The sequence below is a fragment of the Lysobacter sp. N42 genome, assembly GCF_004344885.1.
Window position 1 is genome coordinate 102,126 of sequence record NZ_SKFB01000003.1, and the last position, 17,027, is coordinate 119,152.

The window sequence follows — 17,027 nt, forward strand, 5'->3', positions numbered from 1 at the left end:
ATGGCAAACAGATGGCAGTAATCATCCCACAATGCGAAAAGAAATTAAACAGGTGTTTAAAAAACCGCGCAATAAGCGCCAACAACTCTTAAGCATAACGTGTTCAAGCCGATTGATCACGAATATCGCGTCTGTGTGTCTACTCTTATTAGCGGCTCACCCCTTGCAGGCGCAAAACACTCAACTTCCACCTTCTATGCCGTTAGAGCAGCAACGCGAGCTGTTTTTAGAAACCGAGGACGCTATTGAGTCGCGACGTTTCAGAGAGGCTCGCGAAGGTATGGAGCAATTACAAGGTTATGCGCTTTATCCATACCTAGAAGCGGACTATTTAGAGCAGAATTTAAGTTACGCAAACGAAAGCGTGATTGCAGAGTTTTTAAGTCAATATGAAGGAACACCTGTCGACAACGGGTTAAGGTATCAGTGGTTAAATTTCTTAGCCAACAACAATGACGAAGAGCGATTTCTAACCTATTACCAAGGAAGCTCTAGCAGCCGCTTGCAATGCACGTATTTAGATTTTCTCTGGAAGACAACGGACAACCTTGCAGTTTTATGGCCTCAAGTTGCAAACCAGTGGGTTAGTGCGGAGTCGCAACCACGTAATTGTGACCCCGTATTTGCCGCATGGGAAAATGCCGGTCAGCGAACGGAAGCGTTAGTGTGGGAACGATTAGTGCTAGCGTTGAATGCCCGAGAGTGGGGTTTAGCTCGATATTTAACTCGGCAATTACCGCAGAATTCACGCTATTTGGGCGAGTTATACCGTCGGGTGGAGGTAAACCCGCTGACCCTTATGCGCTTTGCTGACTTCCCTAACAACGACCCCCGTGAACAAGACATTGTTGTAGCCGGAATGAAACGTCTGATTTGGCGTGACACCGATAAAGCTGCAGAAGCATGGCAGCATTTCCAAACCATATTCCCGTTTGCACCAGAAACTCAATGGGACATGAGCGAGCGATTTGGCATTACTTTAGCCGTCAGAAATGAAGAGGGCGCATTAACGTGGTTTAACCGTGTCCCTGCTTCTAAACTCTCTGAGTCGGGCTTGCAGTGGTTTTTGGCGTCTTTATTGCGTGCTGAGCGATTCGATCATGTTGTTATGTTTATTAATAGCTTACCTGCAGAGCAGCAAGAAAAGGCACAATGGCAGTATTGGCGAGGCCGTGCGTTAGCGGAGCTAGACTTTCATGAAGACAGCGAGGCAGTGTGGCAGGTGCTGGCGCAAGAGCGTAACTATTACGGTTTCTTGGCAAGCGCTCAACTCGGTATCGCCCCAAGCTTAGCGCATGTTCCGTTAACTTATGAACCTTCGGCAATGGCTACGCTAAAAGAGCAACCCTCGGTAAAACGCGCTTTTGAGTTATTTGCTATTGGGCGCTCACTACAAGCACGCCGCGAATGGAATATGCTGGGGTACCGTGGTACTTACGACGAGCAGGTTCTCAGTAGTATCGCTGCTCATGAGGCTGGTTGGCATGACCAAGCTATCTTTGGACTCGCCCACACCGGGCAATTCAATGACGTAGAGAAACGTTTTCCATTGGCATATATGTCACTTATCTCAAGTCATGCGAATAGTCACGACTTAGACCCTGCATGGGTTTTTGCATTAGCGCGGAGAGAAAGCGCATTTAGACCAGATGCAATTTCTAGGGTGGGAGCTCGTGGGTTGCTGCAAGTGATGCCTGATACCGCTAATTATGTCAGCCGCAGAACGCCCGGTCCGAATTTAGGACGTGTGTCGAATTATCGGTTAATGCAGCCAGAAGAGAATGTGAAAATAGCAACACGTTATATGTCTGACCTTATGCGTAGGACAGGGAATCATTGGGTTATTGCAACAGCTGCGTATAATGCAGGACTAAACCGAGTAGAAGAGTGGTTACCCGAGTCGCCGATGCCTTTCGACATTTGGGTTGAAACCATACCTTATGAAGAAACGCGTGATTACGTGAAAAATGTTTTGGCCTACCAGCAGATATATACGAACCTGCTCGGAAAAGATGCTAACGTGTTGTCTTCGTTAGTGAATACTCACATGGTTGCAGACGACAGTTAAGCAAAGGTACTGGAAAAATAAAATGGATTATCAGTCTCTTTATCCGGCCCATATAAAAGAACTTAAACAGCGCTCTGATCGTCTTTGCGAGCGCGAGCAAATAGATATGCTGGCCATTCATGCGGGCCAGCACAAACGTTTGTTTATGGACGATATGGAGTATCCGTTTAAGGCAAACCCATACTTTAAGGCTTGGTGTCCGTTTACTCAGTTGCCGCATAGTTGGGTGCTTCTCTCGCCAGCTAAAGACAAGCCGGTTTTGGTTATTTTGCACTCAGACGAATTCTGGGTTGAGCAGCCTGATTTAGATAATGCGCCATGGATGTCGATGTTCCATGTGGAACTGATCTCTCGCCCCGACGAAGTAGACAAGTTACTGCCGTATGACAAGAAAAACACGGTATACCTTGGTGAGCATATTGAAGTAGCGCAAGCCTTAGGATTTCTGCAGTTTAACCCAGAGCCCGTAACTAGCTTTCTAAATTACCACCGCGCTTTGAAAACCGACTATGAGTTAAATTGCATTCGCAGAGCCAATGAAATAGGTATTCGCGGACATCGAGCGGTTGCACAGGCATGGCAAGACGGTGAGAGCGAATTTGACTGTTTACTTGCGTATATGAAAGCCACTCAACAAGGTGAAAACGAAGTTCCGTACAACCATATTATTGGTCAAAACGAACATGCGGCTATCCTGCATTACCGTGGTAAGTCCCGGAAAAGTCTAGAGCAGGGCTTTCACCGTAGTTTAATGATTGATGCTGGCGCCGATTGGAATGGTTATGCTTCGGACATAAGCAGAACCTACGCAGGTAAAGACGCAAGCGAAGAGTTTGTAGAATTAATAGTGGCGATTGACCAAATTACGCAGGCCATTGCGCAAGAGGTAAGACCCGGCATGAGCTTTGGAGATATTCAGCATAAAGCTCAACTTCAAATCTCTCAGCTCCTTTTCGCCTTCGGCTTTTGCTCACTCGATCCTGAAGAAATGGTTAAACGAAAGATAAGCCAAGTGTTTATGCCACATGGCATTGGTCATTTACTGGGTTTACAGGTTCATGATGTGGGCAGTAACTTAGGTGACGAACGCGGAACAGTGGTGCCTGCCCCTGAGCAATTTCCAACCCTCAAGTCCACGCGCACCTTCGAGCCTAAAATGGTGTTTACTATAGAACCAGGTCTATATTTTATAGATGTACTGCTTAACCGCCTGCAAGACTCAGAAAATGGCAAACACATGAATTGGAAGCGCATTGCAGAGTTTAAACCATATGGTGGCATTCGAGTGGAAGATAATATTGTTCTGCATCGGGACCGCAACGAAAACATCACGCGTGAATTGGGTCTGAATTAATGCAAATTCGTACCATACTCAGAATGCTTGGCTTATTGGTGGGTATTTTCAGCTTCACCCTATTACCACCAGCGGTTATCGCTTACTTCTATGAAGACGGCGGTGGTTGGGCGTTTAGCTCGGCCTTTTTGCTCAGCCTAGTGGTTGGGTTTTTAATGTGGTTTGCCAACCGAGATTATCGAAGTGAACTGAAGACCCGAGAAGGGTTTATTATTGTGGTGATGTTCTGGGTGGTGCTTGGTACGGTGGGGGCAATTCCGTTCTGGATGCCAGACGACTACACGCTAACCTTTACCGACGCTATGTTTGAGTCGTTCTCTGCCTTAACAACGACAGGGGCAACCGTACTTACAGGTATCGAAGAGTTACCTCACTCTTACCGTTTCTACCGCCAGCAACTGCAATGGATGGGCGGTATGGGAATCATTGTACTTGCCGTGGCGATACTACCGTTATTAGGCATTGGTGGGCTTCAGCTATATCGGGCTGAAACTCCAGGGCCAATGAAAGACAAAAAGCTTACGCCGAGAATTGCTGATACCGCGAAGCAGCTTTGGTATATCTATCTAAGTATGACCGTTGCGTGTGCTGTAGCGCTCTGGCTTGCAGGTATGAGACCGTTCGACGCAATTGGTCATGCGTTTTCTACCGTGGCCATTGGAGGGTTCTCTACTCACGACGCTAGTATCGGATATTTTAATAGCTGGGTTATTGACTTAATTATTGTTTTCTTCCTACTACTTGCTGCGGTTAATTTCTCGCTCCATTTCGCGGCATATAGAGGCAAAAGCATAAAAACATATTGGCGAGATCCGGAATTCAAAGCTTTGATAGGCATTCAAGGTATTCTTATGCTTATTACCGTTTTAACGCTGTGGTGGAAATCTGATCTGTCCGTAAGCAGTGCCTGGATAGACGGTATATTCCAGTCTGTGTCGATTAGCACCACCGCTGGCTTTACCACCACCGACTACACCTTATTCCCTCTGTTTTTGCCTATCTTACTTATTTTCTCGAGCTTCATTGGGGGAAGCGCAGGTTCTACCGGTGGTGGCTTGAAAGTCATTCGTGTTGCACTGCTATATCGCCAAGGTAAGCGCGAGATCAATCGTCTGATTCATCCAAAAGGTACATTTACGGTGAAGTGGGGAAAGCGTGCTTTACCCGATAGAGTGGTGCAGGCTGTTTGGGGCTTTTTCGCTGCCTACGCATTAATCTTCGTAGTGCTGATGCTCGGTTTTATTGCAACCGGGTTAGACGATTACTCAGCGTTCGGTGCTACCGTGGCCACATTGAATAACTTGGGTCCAGGTTTAGGTGAGGTGGCCAGTAACTTCCAAAGCGTAAGTGACGGTGGTAAGTGGATAGCCATTATCGCCATGATGTTTGGCCGACTAGAGGTGTTTACGCTCTTGGTATTGTTCACACCTACATTCTGGAAGCACTAGAAATATAGTGCTCCAGGTGTGAATAGCTGCTCGATTTCTTCGACGTACTTCTTGTCGACGAGGAACAATATAACGTGGTCGTCGTCTTGAATAACGATGTCGTCGTGTGCAATCAGCACTTCATTGCCGCGCACCAACGCCCCCACGGTTGTTCCCGGCGGCAAGCTTAGCTCTCTAATTTCTTTCCCGACTACTTTTGAAGTGCTTTCGTCGCCTTTCGCTATAAGTTCGATAGCTTCTGCAGCACCTTTACGTAATGAGTAGTCGTTCACGAAGAAGTCACGGCGAATATGTCGCAATAATGCTGAAACCGTAGCTTGTTGTGGTGAAATAGCGATGTCGATATCGCCACCTTGAACAAGGTCTACGTACGCATTGCGCTGAATAAGTACTAGCGTTTTCCCCACGCCCATACGTTTGGCCAGCATCGCCGACATGATATTCGCTTCGTCGTCGTTGGTAACCGCTATAAACACATCTATTTCTTCAATGCGCTCGTCGCTTAATAACTTCTGGTCTGCTGCATCACCTTGCAATACCAAGGTGCTTTCCAGCTCGGAGCTTAATTCCTCGGCACGTTGTTGGCTGAGTTCCACCAATTTTACCCGATGGGTTTTTTCTAGCGCACGCGCTAAACCTGAGCCAACATGACCGCCACCTACAATCATTACGCGCTTGTAACGTTGCTCTAAAGGTTGCAGTTCTTCCATAACCACTCGAATGTGGCGGGTGTCAGCAACGAAGAATACCTCGTCGTCGGCTTCGATAATGGTTGTGCCTAATGGCTTAATGGCATGCCCTTGGCGAAATATTGCAGCAACGCGAGCGTCGATATTCGGAATATGGTCGCGCAAAGTGGAAATAGCTCGTCCAACCAACTTTCCGCCGTAGCATGCCTTCAAGCCCACCAAACTGACTAAGCCTTCTGCAAACTCAATAACCTGCAGAGCTCCGGGGTAATCGATCAGGCGTTTAATGTAATTCGTAACCAGTTGCTCGGGTGCAATAACGTGGTCTACGGGCATTTGGTCTTTGTGGAATAGCGTGTCGGCATAACGAATATATTCTGGTGAGCGAATTCGTGCGATTTTGCGATAAACCTTAAACACGCTGTGCGCTACTTGGCATGCAATCATGTTTACTTCATCTGCACTACTTACGGCTACCAATAGGTCAGCGTCTTCTGCGCCCGCACGTCTTAAAATGTCTGGATGAGCGCCGTTACCTTCAATGACGTTGAGGTCGTAGTGATCTTGAAGCTCATTTAGAAAAGCCGGGTTCTGGTCGATGACAGTAATTTCATTGCGCCCAGACACTAAACTTTGCGCTAATGTTGTTCCGACCTGACCTGCACCGACAATAATGATTTTCATGTTAAAACCGACTTGTTGTTATGCTTTATTGAATGTTTTCAGCCTACTGAATAAACAATGTTATTGCAGTAAAAATTACCAAATTCCTGTTTAGTTTTTCTTAGCTTTTTCTAAAATCGCATAAAAGAAACCGTCGCCCGCGTCTTCACCTGGAAGAATTTGGCCTCCACGGACATGAACGCTGCTGAACGTGGTGTCTATAACGTAGTTTGCGTTATCGTGTTTGGCTATAAAATTTTGAATTTGTTTGTCATTTTCTTCGGGTAACAACGAGCAAGTGGCATAAACTAAGCGCCCTCCGGGTGCGAGCATAGACCAACAAGCTTCAAGAATGTCACTCTGTAGCTGCACTAGTGCTGCAATATCCGCGTTCTGGCGTAGCCACTTGATGTCTGGATGGCGTCGAATTACACCGGTAGCAGAGCAGGGCGCGTCGAGTAAAATACGGTCATAGGGTTTGCCGTTCCACCATGTCTCTGGGGCGCTAGCGTCTTGGCATAATACGTTAGCATTTACGTTTAGGCGCTCGAAGTTTTGTTCCATGCGCTCGATTCGCGAAGCTTCTAGTTCTACAGCGTCGAGCTCTATGGTTTCCGCCAGCTCTGCGATATGTGCGGTTTTTCCACCAGGTGCAGCACAGGCGTCCAATACTCGTTGCCCTGGCTTAGGTTCTAACAGCCGAGCTGCCCATTGGGCGCTGATGTCTTGTACCGAAAGAAAACCTTCATCAAAATGAGGTAACTGCTTTACGTCTATGGGTTTTTCTAACCGAATAGCACTACTTAGTGTTGGGTGTTGAATCGCCCCAATACCTTCTTTTTGTAAAAGCTCTAAATACGCACTGGGTTCAATGTGTTTGACGTTTACACGCAACCATAAAGGCGGCTTCTCTTGGCTTGCAGCGAATACCTGCTCTGCATGCTCTGGCCAAGCTTCAGTCACACGTTCTCGCAACCATCTAGGGAAACACTGTGCTAGTGAATACCGCTGTAGAACTTGTGTTTCCAAAGCTTCTTGCTGGCGCTGGTAGGAACGAAGCACTCCGTTCACAAGCCCTGTAAGTGGCTTTTGCTTAAGTATGCGTGCAGCTTCGACAGTTTCAGCAAGTATTGCGTGAGGCGGGGTTTGTAACGATCTAAATTGGCATAAACCCACTAACAATAGACTGTGAATAATTCGAACTTTCTTTTTTAGCGGCTTGTCGACCAGCTGTTGAATGAGCCATTCATAACGCGGTAGTTCGCGCAAAACCTGAAAACACACTGTTTGAACCCAGCCTTTGTCTGCGCCCTCTAGGCTGGCTTGAACTTCGGGAAGTACGGCTGTTAATGACCGCTTTTGTTCGAGCACCGCAAACAATGCTTTTGCAGCGGCTGCTCTCGCAGCGCCTTTTTTATTTGTGTTTTTGCTACTTGCGGTTGTCATTCATTGTCGCTCAACGGCGCCTCATTCAACAATGAATCGCCCACTTTGAAATTGTCTTTCCGTGCATTAAGAAGTTCATGGATGGCCATGGGCTTCTTACCCGGCAACTGTACTTGCACTAGCTTCAGAGCACTGCCTTCACATTGCACAACTAAGCCATGTTTGTCGGCTTTTATAATCGTACCTGGTGCCTGACTGTTATCACTTTCGATAGGTTCGGCGTGAAGAACTTTAACTCGCTCCCCAGCGCGTAAAAATTCACTACCCGGCCATGGTGTGTACGCTCGCATGTAACGTTCTACAACAGCGGCAGGCAAGCTCCAGTCTATTCTCGCTTCCTCTTTGCTGAGCTTCTTCGCGTACGTTGCTTGGCTATCGTCTTGCTCTTGTGCGTGAACTTGACCTTGCTGTATTTGCTTTAATGTTTCCACTAACGCGACAGGCCCAGTTTCTGCCAGCTTTTCATACAGCGAGGCACTAGTTTCGTCAGCTGCAATCGGAGTTTTCTCAACGTGAAGCATAGGGCCCGTGTCTAAACCGGCGTTCATTTGCATAATGGTAATACCGGTTTCTTGGTCGCCCGCCCAAATAGCTCGCTGAATAGGAGCTGCGCCACGCCACTTCGGTAAAATTGAGCCGTGTACGTTAATGCATCCTAGTCGAGGAATGTCTAACACTGCTTGGGGTAGAATTAGGCCATAAGCAACCACTACCATAATGTCGGCTTGGTAGCTTTGAAGGGTTTGCTGGGCTTCAGGTGTTTTTAACGACACTGGTTGTTCAACCGGAATGTCATGTTCAAGTGCGGTAACTTTCACTGCTGAGGGCTGTAACTTTTTTCCTCTTCCTGCAGGGCGGTCGGGCTGGGTATAAGCAGCTACAACCTCAAATTGCTTATCGTTTAAAAGCGCTTGTAAGTGACGCGCAGCGAAGTCTGGTGTTCCGGCAAAAATAACGCGCACTTTGTTTCCTCTACGCTTGAGCGACTTTTTCGGCTAAGCGAGCTTCTTTCTCTAATTTCTTGCGAATACGGTCGCGTTTCAGCGGAGACAAATAATCCACAAACAGCTTACCGTCTAAATGGTCAATTTCATGTTGAATACAAATGGCTAGCAAACCGTCTGCTTCGCGGGTGAACTCTTCACCGTTGCGATCGAGAGCTTTTACCGTCACAGTTCCTGCGCGTTCAACCTTGGCATAAACACCTGGAAAGCTTAGGCAGCCTTCTTCATTGGTAAAGTGACCTTCTTGCTCAACAATTTCTGGGTTAATGAACACCAAAGGCTCGTCTTGATCTTCACTACAGTCGGCAACAAATAGTCTTTTATGCACGTCGACTTGGGTTGCGGCTAAACCTACGCCCTGAGAGCTATACATAGTTTCTAGCATGTCATCGATAGTTGCGCGCAATGCATCGTCTACGACATCAACGGTTTTTGCCACAGTGCGCAAACGCTCGTCTGGATATCGTAAAATCGTCATCGTTGCCATGGGTATAACTCCTCTCGTTCGGTGAACCCAATATTTTAACGGGTTTAACGCTGAATTCATAGTCAATCATTCGCGCTTCCCTAGTATAGAAATTAGGATAATAGTCTTTAATTTCAAGGGCGCGGCTACAATGAAATGGACTTCTGAAAGCTTAGAGCAATGGCTTCGTATTTATTATGCAAAGGGAACTTTGCAAAAAAAGATTCAGACGGTTTGGAGGAATACATCATTCTTGGTAAATACACCTCTACAATGCCTCCCCAAAGCCATTCTGAACTCGTTGCCGGAAGTAGAGCCCAGAGTTCTGGCAAGAACCTGGAAATGGCTTAATAATGATGAAGAAATACCACGAGACATTATTCTCAACTTACCCAATAGCGCGGGGCCGAATGAATACCCAACTCAGCTTAAGGAGATACATGACGCGCCCTGCATGCTGTTTGTTGAGGGTGACAGTTCATTACTCAACAGTACCCAGTTAGCTGTGGTGGGAAGTCGAAAAGCACCCAATGTCGCGTATTTGGCTATTCAGCAATTCCTGCCCGAATGTATACGCCATGGTATTTGCATTACCAGTGGCCTAGCCATGGGCGTAGACTCCAGCGCCCATCAATTATGTGTAGAGCAAGGTGGTAAAACTATAGCGGTATTGGGCTGTGGAATTGATTTATGCTACCCACCCAGAGCGAAGCAATTACGCAAAGATATTCTGAATAGCGGTTTAATTGTTAGTGAGTACCCGCCAGGAACCGCTGCGAAAACTGAACACTTCCCACGCCGTAACCGTATTATAAGTGGGTTAAGTCATGCTGTTTGGGTGGTTGCCGCAACGCCAAGAAGCGGCTCCTTAATTACCGCAAGGCTGGCGCTCGAGCAAAACCGTGAAGTGTTAGCTATTCCCTATGGCGTGTTTGAATCTGCTGGGCTCGGTTGTAACGAGCTTATTAAAAATGGCGCTAAATTGGTGAATAGTTCTGCCGATTTAATAGAAGTGTATGCGCTTTTTATTTCAAACCTTGAAAGTGGCAGTGAACACCCCCACTTAACTGGGGTAGGGGATAAACAGCAAGAAATGTTCGCTACAGGGTTGGCAAAGCCCGAAATGTTAGCTAACGTAGGTTTTGAGACCACGCCGTTAGAGCAAATTCTTGAACGCAGCGGCAAAACAGTAGCCCAAGCTATGAATTCTCTTGTGGGTCTCGAACTAGATGGATGGATCAAAGCTGTTCCTGGCGGTTATGTCAGAGTGAGGAGGTAATGACGTGTTTGATATCCTCATGTATTTATTTGAGAACTTTATCCATTCGGAAATGGAAGTCGTAGTCGACCACGACGAACTGACCGATGAGTTAACCCGTGCCGGATTTCATTCACAGGAAATCACTAAGGCATTGGCGTGGCTAGAGCGTCTCGCGGATCTGCAAGATAGCCAAGACAAACCTTATTTAATGCAAGCAGTGCCTGTTACTTCTTTCCGTGCGTATACGCCGGAAGAGTTGGCGCGTTTAGATAGTGAATGTCGCGGCTTTATGATGTACCTCGAGCAGATTGGTGTTTTAGACTTCACCACACGTGAAATGGTTGTTGACCGTGTAATGGAGTTAGACACGCCGCAGTTTGCGCTTGAAGACCTGAAGTGGGTTATTCTCATGGTGTTGTTTAATGTTCCTGGTCACGAAGACGCCTATACCCGTATGGAGGAGCTTCTTTTTGAGGAGCCCGAAGGCGTAATGCATTAGCGTTGTGCCATGACGGACCAAGATAAACTCATTCCGGGAATGAACCGGAACCTGTCTGAACACCGAGAGCCTTGCCCGAAATGTGGGGCTCCTATGCACCTTCGACACTCTAAAAAACATGCCGGCAAAGGTAAGTCGAACTCTTTTTGGGGCTGTTCAGCCTATCCGGAGTGTGACCACACCCAACCTCTGCATGAAAAAAGTGACTTTGAAGCCCAGCCTTTGCCCGGTGAAGTATGCCCTGAATGTGACGCTCCGCTTTTATTGAAAAAAGGTCGATACGGTTTCTTTATCGGTTGTAGTGCTTTCCCTGACTGTCATTACATGGTCGACCCTAACGCTCCAGCGGAACAATCTGCGCCGCATTGCCCTAACTGCAACAAGGGGCATTTAGTTTTGCGCACGAGCAGATATGGGAAATCTTTTTATGCTTGCGACGCTTATCCAGAATGCAAATACTCACTTCCAGAACCTCCGGTAGAGCACCCATGCCCAGAATGTGGTTGGAAAGTTATGATCAAGATCAAATCACAGGGCAGAATTACCTATAAATGCCCGCAAAAATCATGCGGTTTCAAAACTGACTCGTTATAATGCAGCAGCATTAAACGGGAGAATCAAATGCTTCACGAATCTGCAGAACCGGGCATGCTTACCGACGAGCAAATTGCCGCGGCAAAACAAGCTATAGAAAACCATGGTGTTATTGCTTACCCCACTGAAGCCGTATTCGGATTAGGCTGCGCGCCTTACGACGAAATAGCGGTACGTAAGGTATTAGAGCTTAAGCAACGCCCCATAGAGAAAGGCGTGATTTTGATAGCTGCCGATTACAGCCAGCTGTTGGACTATGTCGATGACTCAAAAATTGGTCAAGACGCTCGTTTTAAGGTGTTTTCTCACTGGCCCGGACCCATTACCTTGCTTCTTCCCGCAAAGGCTTCGGTACCCAAATTCTTAAAAGGCGAGCACGACACTATTGCTGTGCGGGTTACGGCTTTTGAACCGGTGCGTAAGTTGTGCCGAGTATTAAACACGCCTTTGGTTTCTACCAGTGCAAATCGTTCAGGGCAACCTCCGTTTACCGATGCAGAACAAGTCATTGAAGAATTTAAAGACGAGGTTTCTTGGGTGTGGCAAAGCTCTGTTGGACAAGCTAAAACCCCAAGCAAAATTATTAATCCATTCACCGGAGAGGTATTCCGCGCATGAGTGAACATGCTTATTTAGAACAGGTTAAGTCATTTCTTTTAAAGCTACAGGACGAAATCTGTACGGGTATTGAATCGCTGGATGGCAAAGCTGAATTTCAAGAAGACGCTTGGAAACGTCCTGGCGGTGGTGGTGGTCGTACTCGTGTTATCGCTGGCGGTGATGTTATTGAACAAGGTGGCGTGAACTTTTCACATGTATATGGTGAAGAAATGCCTGTGTCTGCAACAGCGCATAGGCCTGAGCTTGCCGGGCGAAGCTTCCATGCCTGCGGTGTTTCTTTAGTACTTCACCCCAATAACCCGTTTGTTCCGACCACGCATGCGAACGTGCGCTTTTTTATCGCCGAAAAGCCCGGTGAAGACCCTGTTTGGTGGTTTGGCGGCGGTTTTGATTTAACGCCTTTCTATCCATTTGAGGAAGACGTTGTGCATTGGCACGAAGTAGCACGTGACGCAGTGGCTCCGTTCGGCGAGAACTACTACCCAGATTATAAAAAATGGTGTGACGAGTATTTCTACCTAAAACACCGAGAGGAAACACGCGGTGTGGGCGGTTTGTTTTTTGATGACTTAAATACCAATGCCGAAGGCGAACTCGACTTCGAACACGCATTTGGCCTCATGCGAGCTGTGGGCGAAAACTTCTTACCGGCTTGGTTACCTGTCGCGCAAAAACGGAAAAATACAGAGTTCGAGCAGCGCCATAGAGACTTTCAATTGTATCGCCGTGGTCGTTATGTTGAGTTCAACCTTGTCTACGACCGAGGAACCTTGTTTGGCTTGCAGACTGGCGGAAGAACAGAGTCTATTTTAATGTCTATGCCACCATTAGCGCGCTGGGAATACGCATATCACCCTGAGCCAGGTAGTGAAGAAGCAAAACTATATGAATTCTTAAAACCACGGGATTGGCTATAATTATCTGTTTTTCGGGGATATGTTGCCTGAACCCGGAATAAGTATTAAGCTTAATTCTGTTTGAAAAATGAACAGGTGAAAGAGGTATGACAATTCAACTCTTTATATTAGTGGTTCTTGCCGCGATTGTTGTTGTGATTTTTATGAATCGTAAAAAGCAACAGTCGTCTTCAGAAGGCGAAGCCTCTACAGAAAAATCAGAGCAGCCGGAACCAGCTCAAGAGCAAGAAACGCCCGAGCCGTTGCCGAAAGCGGAACAAACACCGGGTTCGCCGGCAATTCCAGAAGCTCTGGAAGAAATTGCCGAGCCTCTTGATGGTGAAAAAGATCCGTTAGTGCGACATAAAATACTGTCGCAGCTCACGGAGAAGGCCTACAAGCATCGTAAAGACGATGAGTATCGTGACGCTTGTATTCATTATTCAGTTGTTCATATTCAAGAGTTTAGCGACATCAAAGAACCGCTGAAAGAAGCCAATGGCGGTAACTTGCCACAAGTTATGACTTTCCAAAACTATGCTAACTTGCTGCTCGAGCAAGAGCGCTTTGATGAGTCTGTTAAGGTATGTGAGCAAGCACTTGAATTTGGTTTAGACGATAAAACGCAAACTGGCTTTGAAGGTCGTATTAAGCGTATTCGTTCTAAACAGAAGAAGGCTGGTTAATCATGTGATGCGCTAGTGCCGTGAAGCGCTGGCGCAATTCATGTTTTAAGTCTTTATCTTCTACTTGCTCGTCTAGCACTTGATACATGCAATGCAGCCATTGGTCGCGCATTTTCGTGTCGATGGCAAAAGGCATATGCCTAGCGCGTAGCCTAGGATGCCCATACTTTTCTTCGTAGTAACGCGGCCCGCCTAACCAACCACATAAAAATTCGAAAAACTTCTGTCGAATAGCGTCCATAGGTTGTGGATGTATCGCTAGTAGTTCACCTGCGGCCGGATCTGTGCTCATAATGTCGTAAAATCGTTCTGCCATATTGCGAACGGCGTTTTCACCACCCAGCTGTTCGAAAGGTGACGCAGGTAATTTTTGTTCACGTTTAAAGAATCGAGACCACATTATGAAATTTGCCGTTTTTGGAGAACCTATTCAACACAGTTTGTCGCCGCAAATTCATCAGCAGTTTGGGCTACAAGCAGGGTTGAAGCTAGAGTATTTGCGTATTCTAACACCTCCAAAAGACCTGAAGAAACGATTCTATGAGTTTGTAGAGCAGGGAGGTTCAGGCGCGAACTTTACGTTACCGCTGAAAGAGTTAGCCACCGACTTAGCCGACCAGGTTGAAGATGTTTCCTTGCAAACGGGGGCTACTAACACGCTGGTTCAGCGCGGAACACAATGGGTTGCTACCAATACCGACGGTTTAGGGCTGGTTTCTGACTTATTACGAAAGTTTGGCAGCCTACAAGATAAAAAAATTCTTATGCTAGGCGCTGGAGGTGCTGCTCGAGGTGTTTTGCCTGCACTTTTAGCGCAAAACCCGCGAACGTTACACATTGCCAACCGAACGCCTGAACGTGCGGAAAGGCTTGTGAACGACGCTTTTCGATTCCATCAAGAAGCACCCTTGTCTGCGGGAGCACTTACGCTTATGCCCGACCCTGACTTTGACCTTATTATTAACGCTACGTCGAGCGGCCTAGACCAAGAAAAGCCAAAAATTAAAGAGTCTTTGCTGAAATCAAAACCGTTTTGTTACGACATGGTCTATGGTGATAAACAAACTCCGTTTTTGGAGTGGGCAAGTGGCAGAAACTGCGAGGTTGCAGACGGTTTGGGTATGTTAGTTGGGCAAGCTGCAGAAAGCTTTCGACGTTGGACCGGTGTAATGCCCGATGTGGGTACAGTTATCCTACGTGTCCGTAAGCAATTAAGCCAAGTGTAGTGCAGGAAGGGCCGATAATATGAATGCGGATCAAGTCTCGATACTGGTAGTTCTTGCGCTAACAGTAGTGATGTTTATTTGGGGCAAATGGCGTCACGACGTAGTTGCTGTGCTGTCTCTTTCGGCGTGTACCTTGCTTGGTTTAATTCCAGACACTCAAGTTTTTATAGGATTTAGTCATCCAGCTGTTGTTACGGTGGCTTGTGTTCTTGTTATGAGCTACAGCTTGCAAAGTACTGGGGCTATAGACGTAGTGGCGAATAAACTAAGCCCGAAAACCGGTTCACCGACACGAACTATTGCGTCACTAACATTGCTAGCTGCAATTATGTCTGCGTTTATGAACAATGTAGGCGCAATGGCCTTGCTTATGCCCGTTGCTATTCAATTGGCAACTCGGCTAGGCATGGCTCCGGGACAAGTGCTTATGCCCGTGTCCTTTGGTGCAATTCTTGGCGGAATGACCACGTTAATTGGTACACCACCTAATCTTATTGTTGCTGGTTTCCGTGCCGAAGTTGCCGACAAAGGTTTTGGCATGTTTTCGTTCACTCCGGTTGGGGCTTCTATTGCTGTTGTGGGCGTTATTTTCCTTGCCGCTATTGGGTGGCGGTTTGTGCCTGTGCGCCAACGAAGTGACGCCGACAGTTTCGACACGGGTAAGTATTTAACAGAAGTAAGGGTTGTTTCCGGCGGTAAAGCAGAAGGCATGACCGTGTGGGAATTAGATAAAGCATTAGACAGTAGCGATGGGCAGCTGCTAGGTATGGTGCGTGACGGGGAAAAGGTGTTCACCCCACATTGGAATAAGAAACTGAAAGCTGGCGACCTTATGATTATAGAGGCCGAGCCAGAAAAATTAAGCCAGATGCTTTCCGCGTTAGGCCTACGGTTACTTGAAAATGTGAAACCGGACAGAAAAGGCAATGAAGCAACAGATTTAGGGGAAGTGCAAAGCTTAAAAGCAGAGCAAGAAGCACCAGAAGGGCTTGATGAAAGCGAACAGGAAGTGACTTCGGAGGTGGCGAAGCTGGATGTAAGCCCGGTTCATGCGATACATAAGACAGGCTTTGAAGATCATCAAGAACCAGAGCCAATAAAAAAAGCGGCATCCAAATGGTTTGATCGTAGGGTTACGGTTACCAGTGAGCGCACGCTGCGTGGGTTAAAAGTGGGCATGCGAGACCAAAACGCACCCCAACTGAATACCGAGCCACGAGGCTCAGACAGCTCCGAAATTGTGTTGGTGGAAATGGTGGTGTTGCCGAACGCTAGAATAATCCATAACACCGCTCAAGAACTGCAATTAAGAAGCCGCTATAACCTCAACTTACTCGCAATTTCTAGGCAAGGTAAGCAAACCGTAGAGCGCCTACGTAGAACGCGTATTGCTGCGGGTGACGTTATTTTATTGCAGGGCGACCCTGAACGGTTAGCTACATTTGCTTCCAGTTTTGGCTGTGTACCACTAGCCGAGCGAACTATTCGGGTTCCGAGTCGGAAACGAGCGGTGCTTGCCAGTGTCATAATGCTATTGGCGATCATGGGAGCTGCATTAGGCATTATGCCTGCTGCTCTGTCTTTCGGTGGCGGTGTCGCGGCAATTATGGCGTTTCGCTTATTACCGTTACGCCAGGTGTATGAAAGTATCGACTGGTCGGTGGTTATATTACTAGCGGCACTTATTCCGGTTGCCGGCGCTATGCAAAGTACAGGGGCCGCGGACTGGCTCGCGAACAATATGCTGACCTACATTGCGCAGGGGCATGCGCTAATTGCCTTGGGACTATTGTTAATTCTTGCTATGACGCTGTCGGACTTTATGAATAACGCAGCCACCGCGGCCGTAATGTGCCCAGTTGCATTAAGTGCTGCAGGACAACTTGGGGTTAACCCAGACGCATTCTTAATGGCTGTTGCGGTGGGTGCAAGCTGTGCCTTTTTAACGCCTATTGGGCATCAAAATAACACTTTAATTTTAGGGCCTGGTGGTTTCCGCTTCGGAGATTATTGGCGTTTAGGGTTACCACTAGAATTGTTAGTGGTTTTGTTATCGCTTATATTATTGCCTATTGTTTGGCCACTAACATAATAATAAGGACGCTA

General features: G+C 47.1%; 16 protein-coding genes. 11 read left to right on the forward strand and 5 right to left on the reverse strand.

All coding sequences use genetic code 11. The features are described 5' to 3' along the window. Nucleotides 1-31: 31 nt before the first annotated feature. From EYQ95_RS08070 to EYQ95_RS08080, 3 genes are read left to right on the forward strand one after another with little or no spacing between them, the layout of a single operon-like run. Nucleotides 32-2,068 carry a transglycosylase SLT domain-containing protein gene (locus EYQ95_RS08070; RefSeq protein ID WP_111915549.1) on the forward strand — a complete coding sequence of 679 codons (2,037 nt, stop codon included), beginning with the start codon at nt 32-34 and terminating at the stop codon, nt 2,066-2,068. Nucleotides 2,069-2,090: 22 nt separating this feature from the next. Further along, on the forward strand, nt 2,091-3,422 hold the full coding sequence (pepQ, locus tag EYQ95_RS08075) for a Xaa-Pro dipeptidase (protein WP_111915548.1): 1,332 nt from the start codon (nt 2,091-2,093) through the stop codon (nt 3,420-3,422). Beyond that, nucleotides 3,422-4,870: a TrkH family potassium uptake protein gene (locus EYQ95_RS08080; RefSeq protein WP_111915547.1), complete on the forward strand. Its 1,449-nt coding sequence runs from the start codon at nt 3,422-3,424 to the stop codon at nt 4,868-4,870. Before pepQ ends, EYQ95_RS08080 begins: the two co-directional genes overlap by 1 nt. On the opposite strand, the gene trkA is transcribed toward EYQ95_RS08080, so the two are convergent. The 4 genes from trkA to def all read right to left on the reverse strand — a co-directional run bounded on the left by trkA (nt 4,867) and on the right by def (nt 9,159). Continuing rightward, entirely contained in the window at nt 4,867-6,243 is a 1,377-nt protein-coding gene (gene trkA, locus EYQ95_RS08085) for a Trk system potassium transporter TrkA (protein ID WP_111915546.1), read from the reverse strand. The genes EYQ95_RS08080 and trkA overlap by 4 nt on opposite strands. A gap of 90 nt (nt 6,244-6,333) precedes the next feature. Further along, entirely contained in the window at nt 6,334-7,668 is a 1,335-nt protein-coding gene (rsmB, locus tag EYQ95_RS08090) for a 16S rRNA (cytosine(967)-C(5))-methyltransferase RsmB (RefSeq protein ID WP_111915545.1), read from the reverse strand. Further along, entirely contained in the window at nt 7,665-8,630 is a 966-nt protein-coding gene (gene fmt, locus EYQ95_RS08095; RefSeq protein WP_111915544.1) for a methionyl-tRNA formyltransferase, read from the reverse strand. The genes rsmB and fmt overlap by 4 nt, the downstream gene beginning before the upstream one ends. Nucleotides 8,631-8,640: 10 nt before the next feature. Next, nucleotides 8,641-9,159 (reverse strand): peptide deformylase, encoded by a 519-nt coding sequence (def, locus tag EYQ95_RS08100; RefSeq protein WP_111915543.1) that lies wholly within the window; start codon nt 9,157-9,159, stop codon nt 8,641-8,643. Nucleotides 9,160-9,289: 130 nt separating this feature from the next. Here def and dprA point away from each other — a divergent pair, with 130 nt between their 5' ends. The 6 genes from dprA to EYQ95_RS08130 all read left to right on the forward strand — a co-directional run bounded on the left by dprA (nt 9,290) and on the right by EYQ95_RS08130 (nt 13,695). Further along, nucleotides 9,290-10,417 carry a DNA-processing protein DprA gene (gene dprA / locus EYQ95_RS08105; RefSeq protein WP_111915542.1) on the forward strand — a complete coding sequence of 376 codons (1,128 nt, stop codon included), beginning with the start codon at nt 9,290-9,292 and terminating at the stop codon, nt 10,415-10,417. 4 nt (nt 10,418-10,421) lie between these two features. Beyond that, nucleotides 10,422-10,898: a DUF494 family protein gene (locus tag EYQ95_RS08110; RefSeq protein WP_111915541.1), complete on the forward strand. Its 477-nt coding sequence runs from the start codon at nt 10,422-10,424 to the stop codon at nt 10,896-10,898. 9 nt (nt 10,899-10,907) lie between these two features. Then, the gene (locus EYQ95_RS08115) at nt 10,908-11,492 is read left to right on the forward strand and encodes a type I DNA topoisomerase (RefSeq protein ID WP_207916285.1); all 585 of its coding nucleotides are present in this window, start codon (nt 10,908-10,910) and stop codon (nt 11,490-11,492) included. Nucleotides 11,493-11,519: 27 nt separating this feature from the next. Continuing rightward, on the forward strand, nt 11,520-12,110 hold the full coding sequence (locus EYQ95_RS08120) for an L-threonylcarbamoyladenylate synthase (RefSeq protein ID WP_207916287.1): 591 nt from the start codon (nt 11,520-11,522) through the stop codon (nt 12,108-12,110). Further along, nucleotides 12,107-13,030 carry an oxygen-dependent coproporphyrinogen oxidase gene (hemF, locus tag EYQ95_RS08125; protein WP_111915540.1) on the forward strand — a complete coding sequence of 308 codons (924 nt, stop codon included), beginning with the start codon at nt 12,107-12,109 and terminating at the stop codon, nt 13,028-13,030. The genes EYQ95_RS08120 and hemF overlap by 4 nt, the downstream gene beginning before the upstream one ends. A gap of 86 nt (nt 13,031-13,116) precedes the next feature. Further along, on the forward strand, nt 13,117-13,695 hold the full coding sequence (locus EYQ95_RS08130; protein WP_111915539.1) for a hypothetical protein: 579 nt from the start codon (nt 13,117-13,119) through the stop codon (nt 13,693-13,695). On the opposite strand, the gene EYQ95_RS08135 is transcribed toward EYQ95_RS08130, so the two are convergent. After that, nucleotides 13,673-14,095: a group II truncated hemoglobin gene (locus EYQ95_RS08135; protein WP_111915689.1), complete on the reverse strand. Its 423-nt coding sequence runs from the start codon at nt 14,093-14,095 to the stop codon at nt 13,673-13,675. The genes EYQ95_RS08130 and EYQ95_RS08135 overlap by 23 nt on opposite strands. 1 nt (nt 14,096) lies before the next feature. Here EYQ95_RS08135 and aroE point away from each other — a divergent pair, with 1 nt between their 5' ends. Both aroE and EYQ95_RS08145 read left to right on the forward strand, forming a co-directional pair. Beyond that, nucleotides 14,097-14,921: a shikimate dehydrogenase gene (gene aroE / locus EYQ95_RS08140; protein ID WP_207801096.1), complete on the forward strand. Its 825-nt coding sequence runs from the start codon at nt 14,097-14,099 to the stop codon at nt 14,919-14,921. 19 nt (nt 14,922-14,940) lie between these two features. Further along, a complete protein-coding gene (locus tag EYQ95_RS08145) occupies nt 14,941-17,013 on the forward strand; it encodes an SLC13 family permease (protein ID WP_111915538.1) in 2,073 nt (690 codons plus the stop codon). The last annotated feature ends 14 nt before the right edge of the window (nt 17,014-17,027 follow it).

Bases quoted from the DNA above. Each gene is read 5' to 3' on its own strand.
- EYQ95_RS08070 (WP_111915549.1), top strand. From the start codon at position 32: ATGCGAAAAGAAATTAAACAGGTGTTTAAAAAACCGCGCAATAAGCGC.
- pepQ (WP_111915548.1), top strand. From the start codon at position 2,091: ATGGATTATCAGTCTCTTTATCCGGCCCATATAAAAGAACTTAAACAG.
- EYQ95_RS08080 (WP_111915547.1), top strand. From the start codon at position 3,422: ATGCAAATTCGTACCATACTCAGAATGCTTGGCTTATTGGTGGGTATT.
- trkA (WP_111915546.1), bottom strand. From the start codon at position 6,243: ATGAAAATCATTATTGTCGGTGCAGGTCAGGTCGGAACAACATTAGCG.
- rsmB (WP_111915545.1), bottom strand. From the start codon at position 7,668: ATGACAACCGCAAGTAGCAAAAACACAAATAAAAAAGGCGCTGCGAGA.
- def (WP_111915543.1), bottom strand. From the start codon at position 9,159: ATGGCAACGATGACGATTTTACGATATCCAGACGAGCGTTTGCGCACT.
- dprA (WP_111915542.1), top strand. From the start codon at position 9,290: ATGAAATGGACTTCTGAAAGCTTAGAGCAATGGCTTCGTATTTATTAT.
- EYQ95_RS08115 (WP_207916285.1), top strand. From the start codon at position 10,908: ATGACGGACCAAGATAAACTCATTCCGGGAATGAACCGGAACCTGTCT.
- EYQ95_RS08120 (WP_207916287.1), top strand. From the start codon at position 11,520: ATGCTTCACGAATCTGCAGAACCGGGCATGCTTACCGACGAGCAAATT.
- hemF (WP_111915540.1), top strand. From the start codon at position 12,107: ATGAGTGAACATGCTTATTTAGAACAGGTTAAGTCATTTCTTTTAAAG.
- EYQ95_RS08130 (WP_111915539.1), top strand. From the start codon at position 13,117: ATGACAATTCAACTCTTTATATTAGTGGTTCTTGCCGCGATTGTTGTT.
- EYQ95_RS08135 (WP_111915689.1), bottom strand. From the start codon at position 14,095: ATGTGGTCTCGATTCTTTAAACGTGAACAAAAATTACCTGCGTCACCT.
- aroE (WP_207801096.1), top strand. From the start codon at position 14,097: ATGAAATTTGCCGTTTTTGGAGAACCTATTCAACACAGTTTGTCGCCG.
- EYQ95_RS08145 (WP_111915538.1), top strand. From the start codon at position 14,941: ATGAATGCGGATCAAGTCTCGATACTGGTAGTTCTTGCGCTAACAGTA.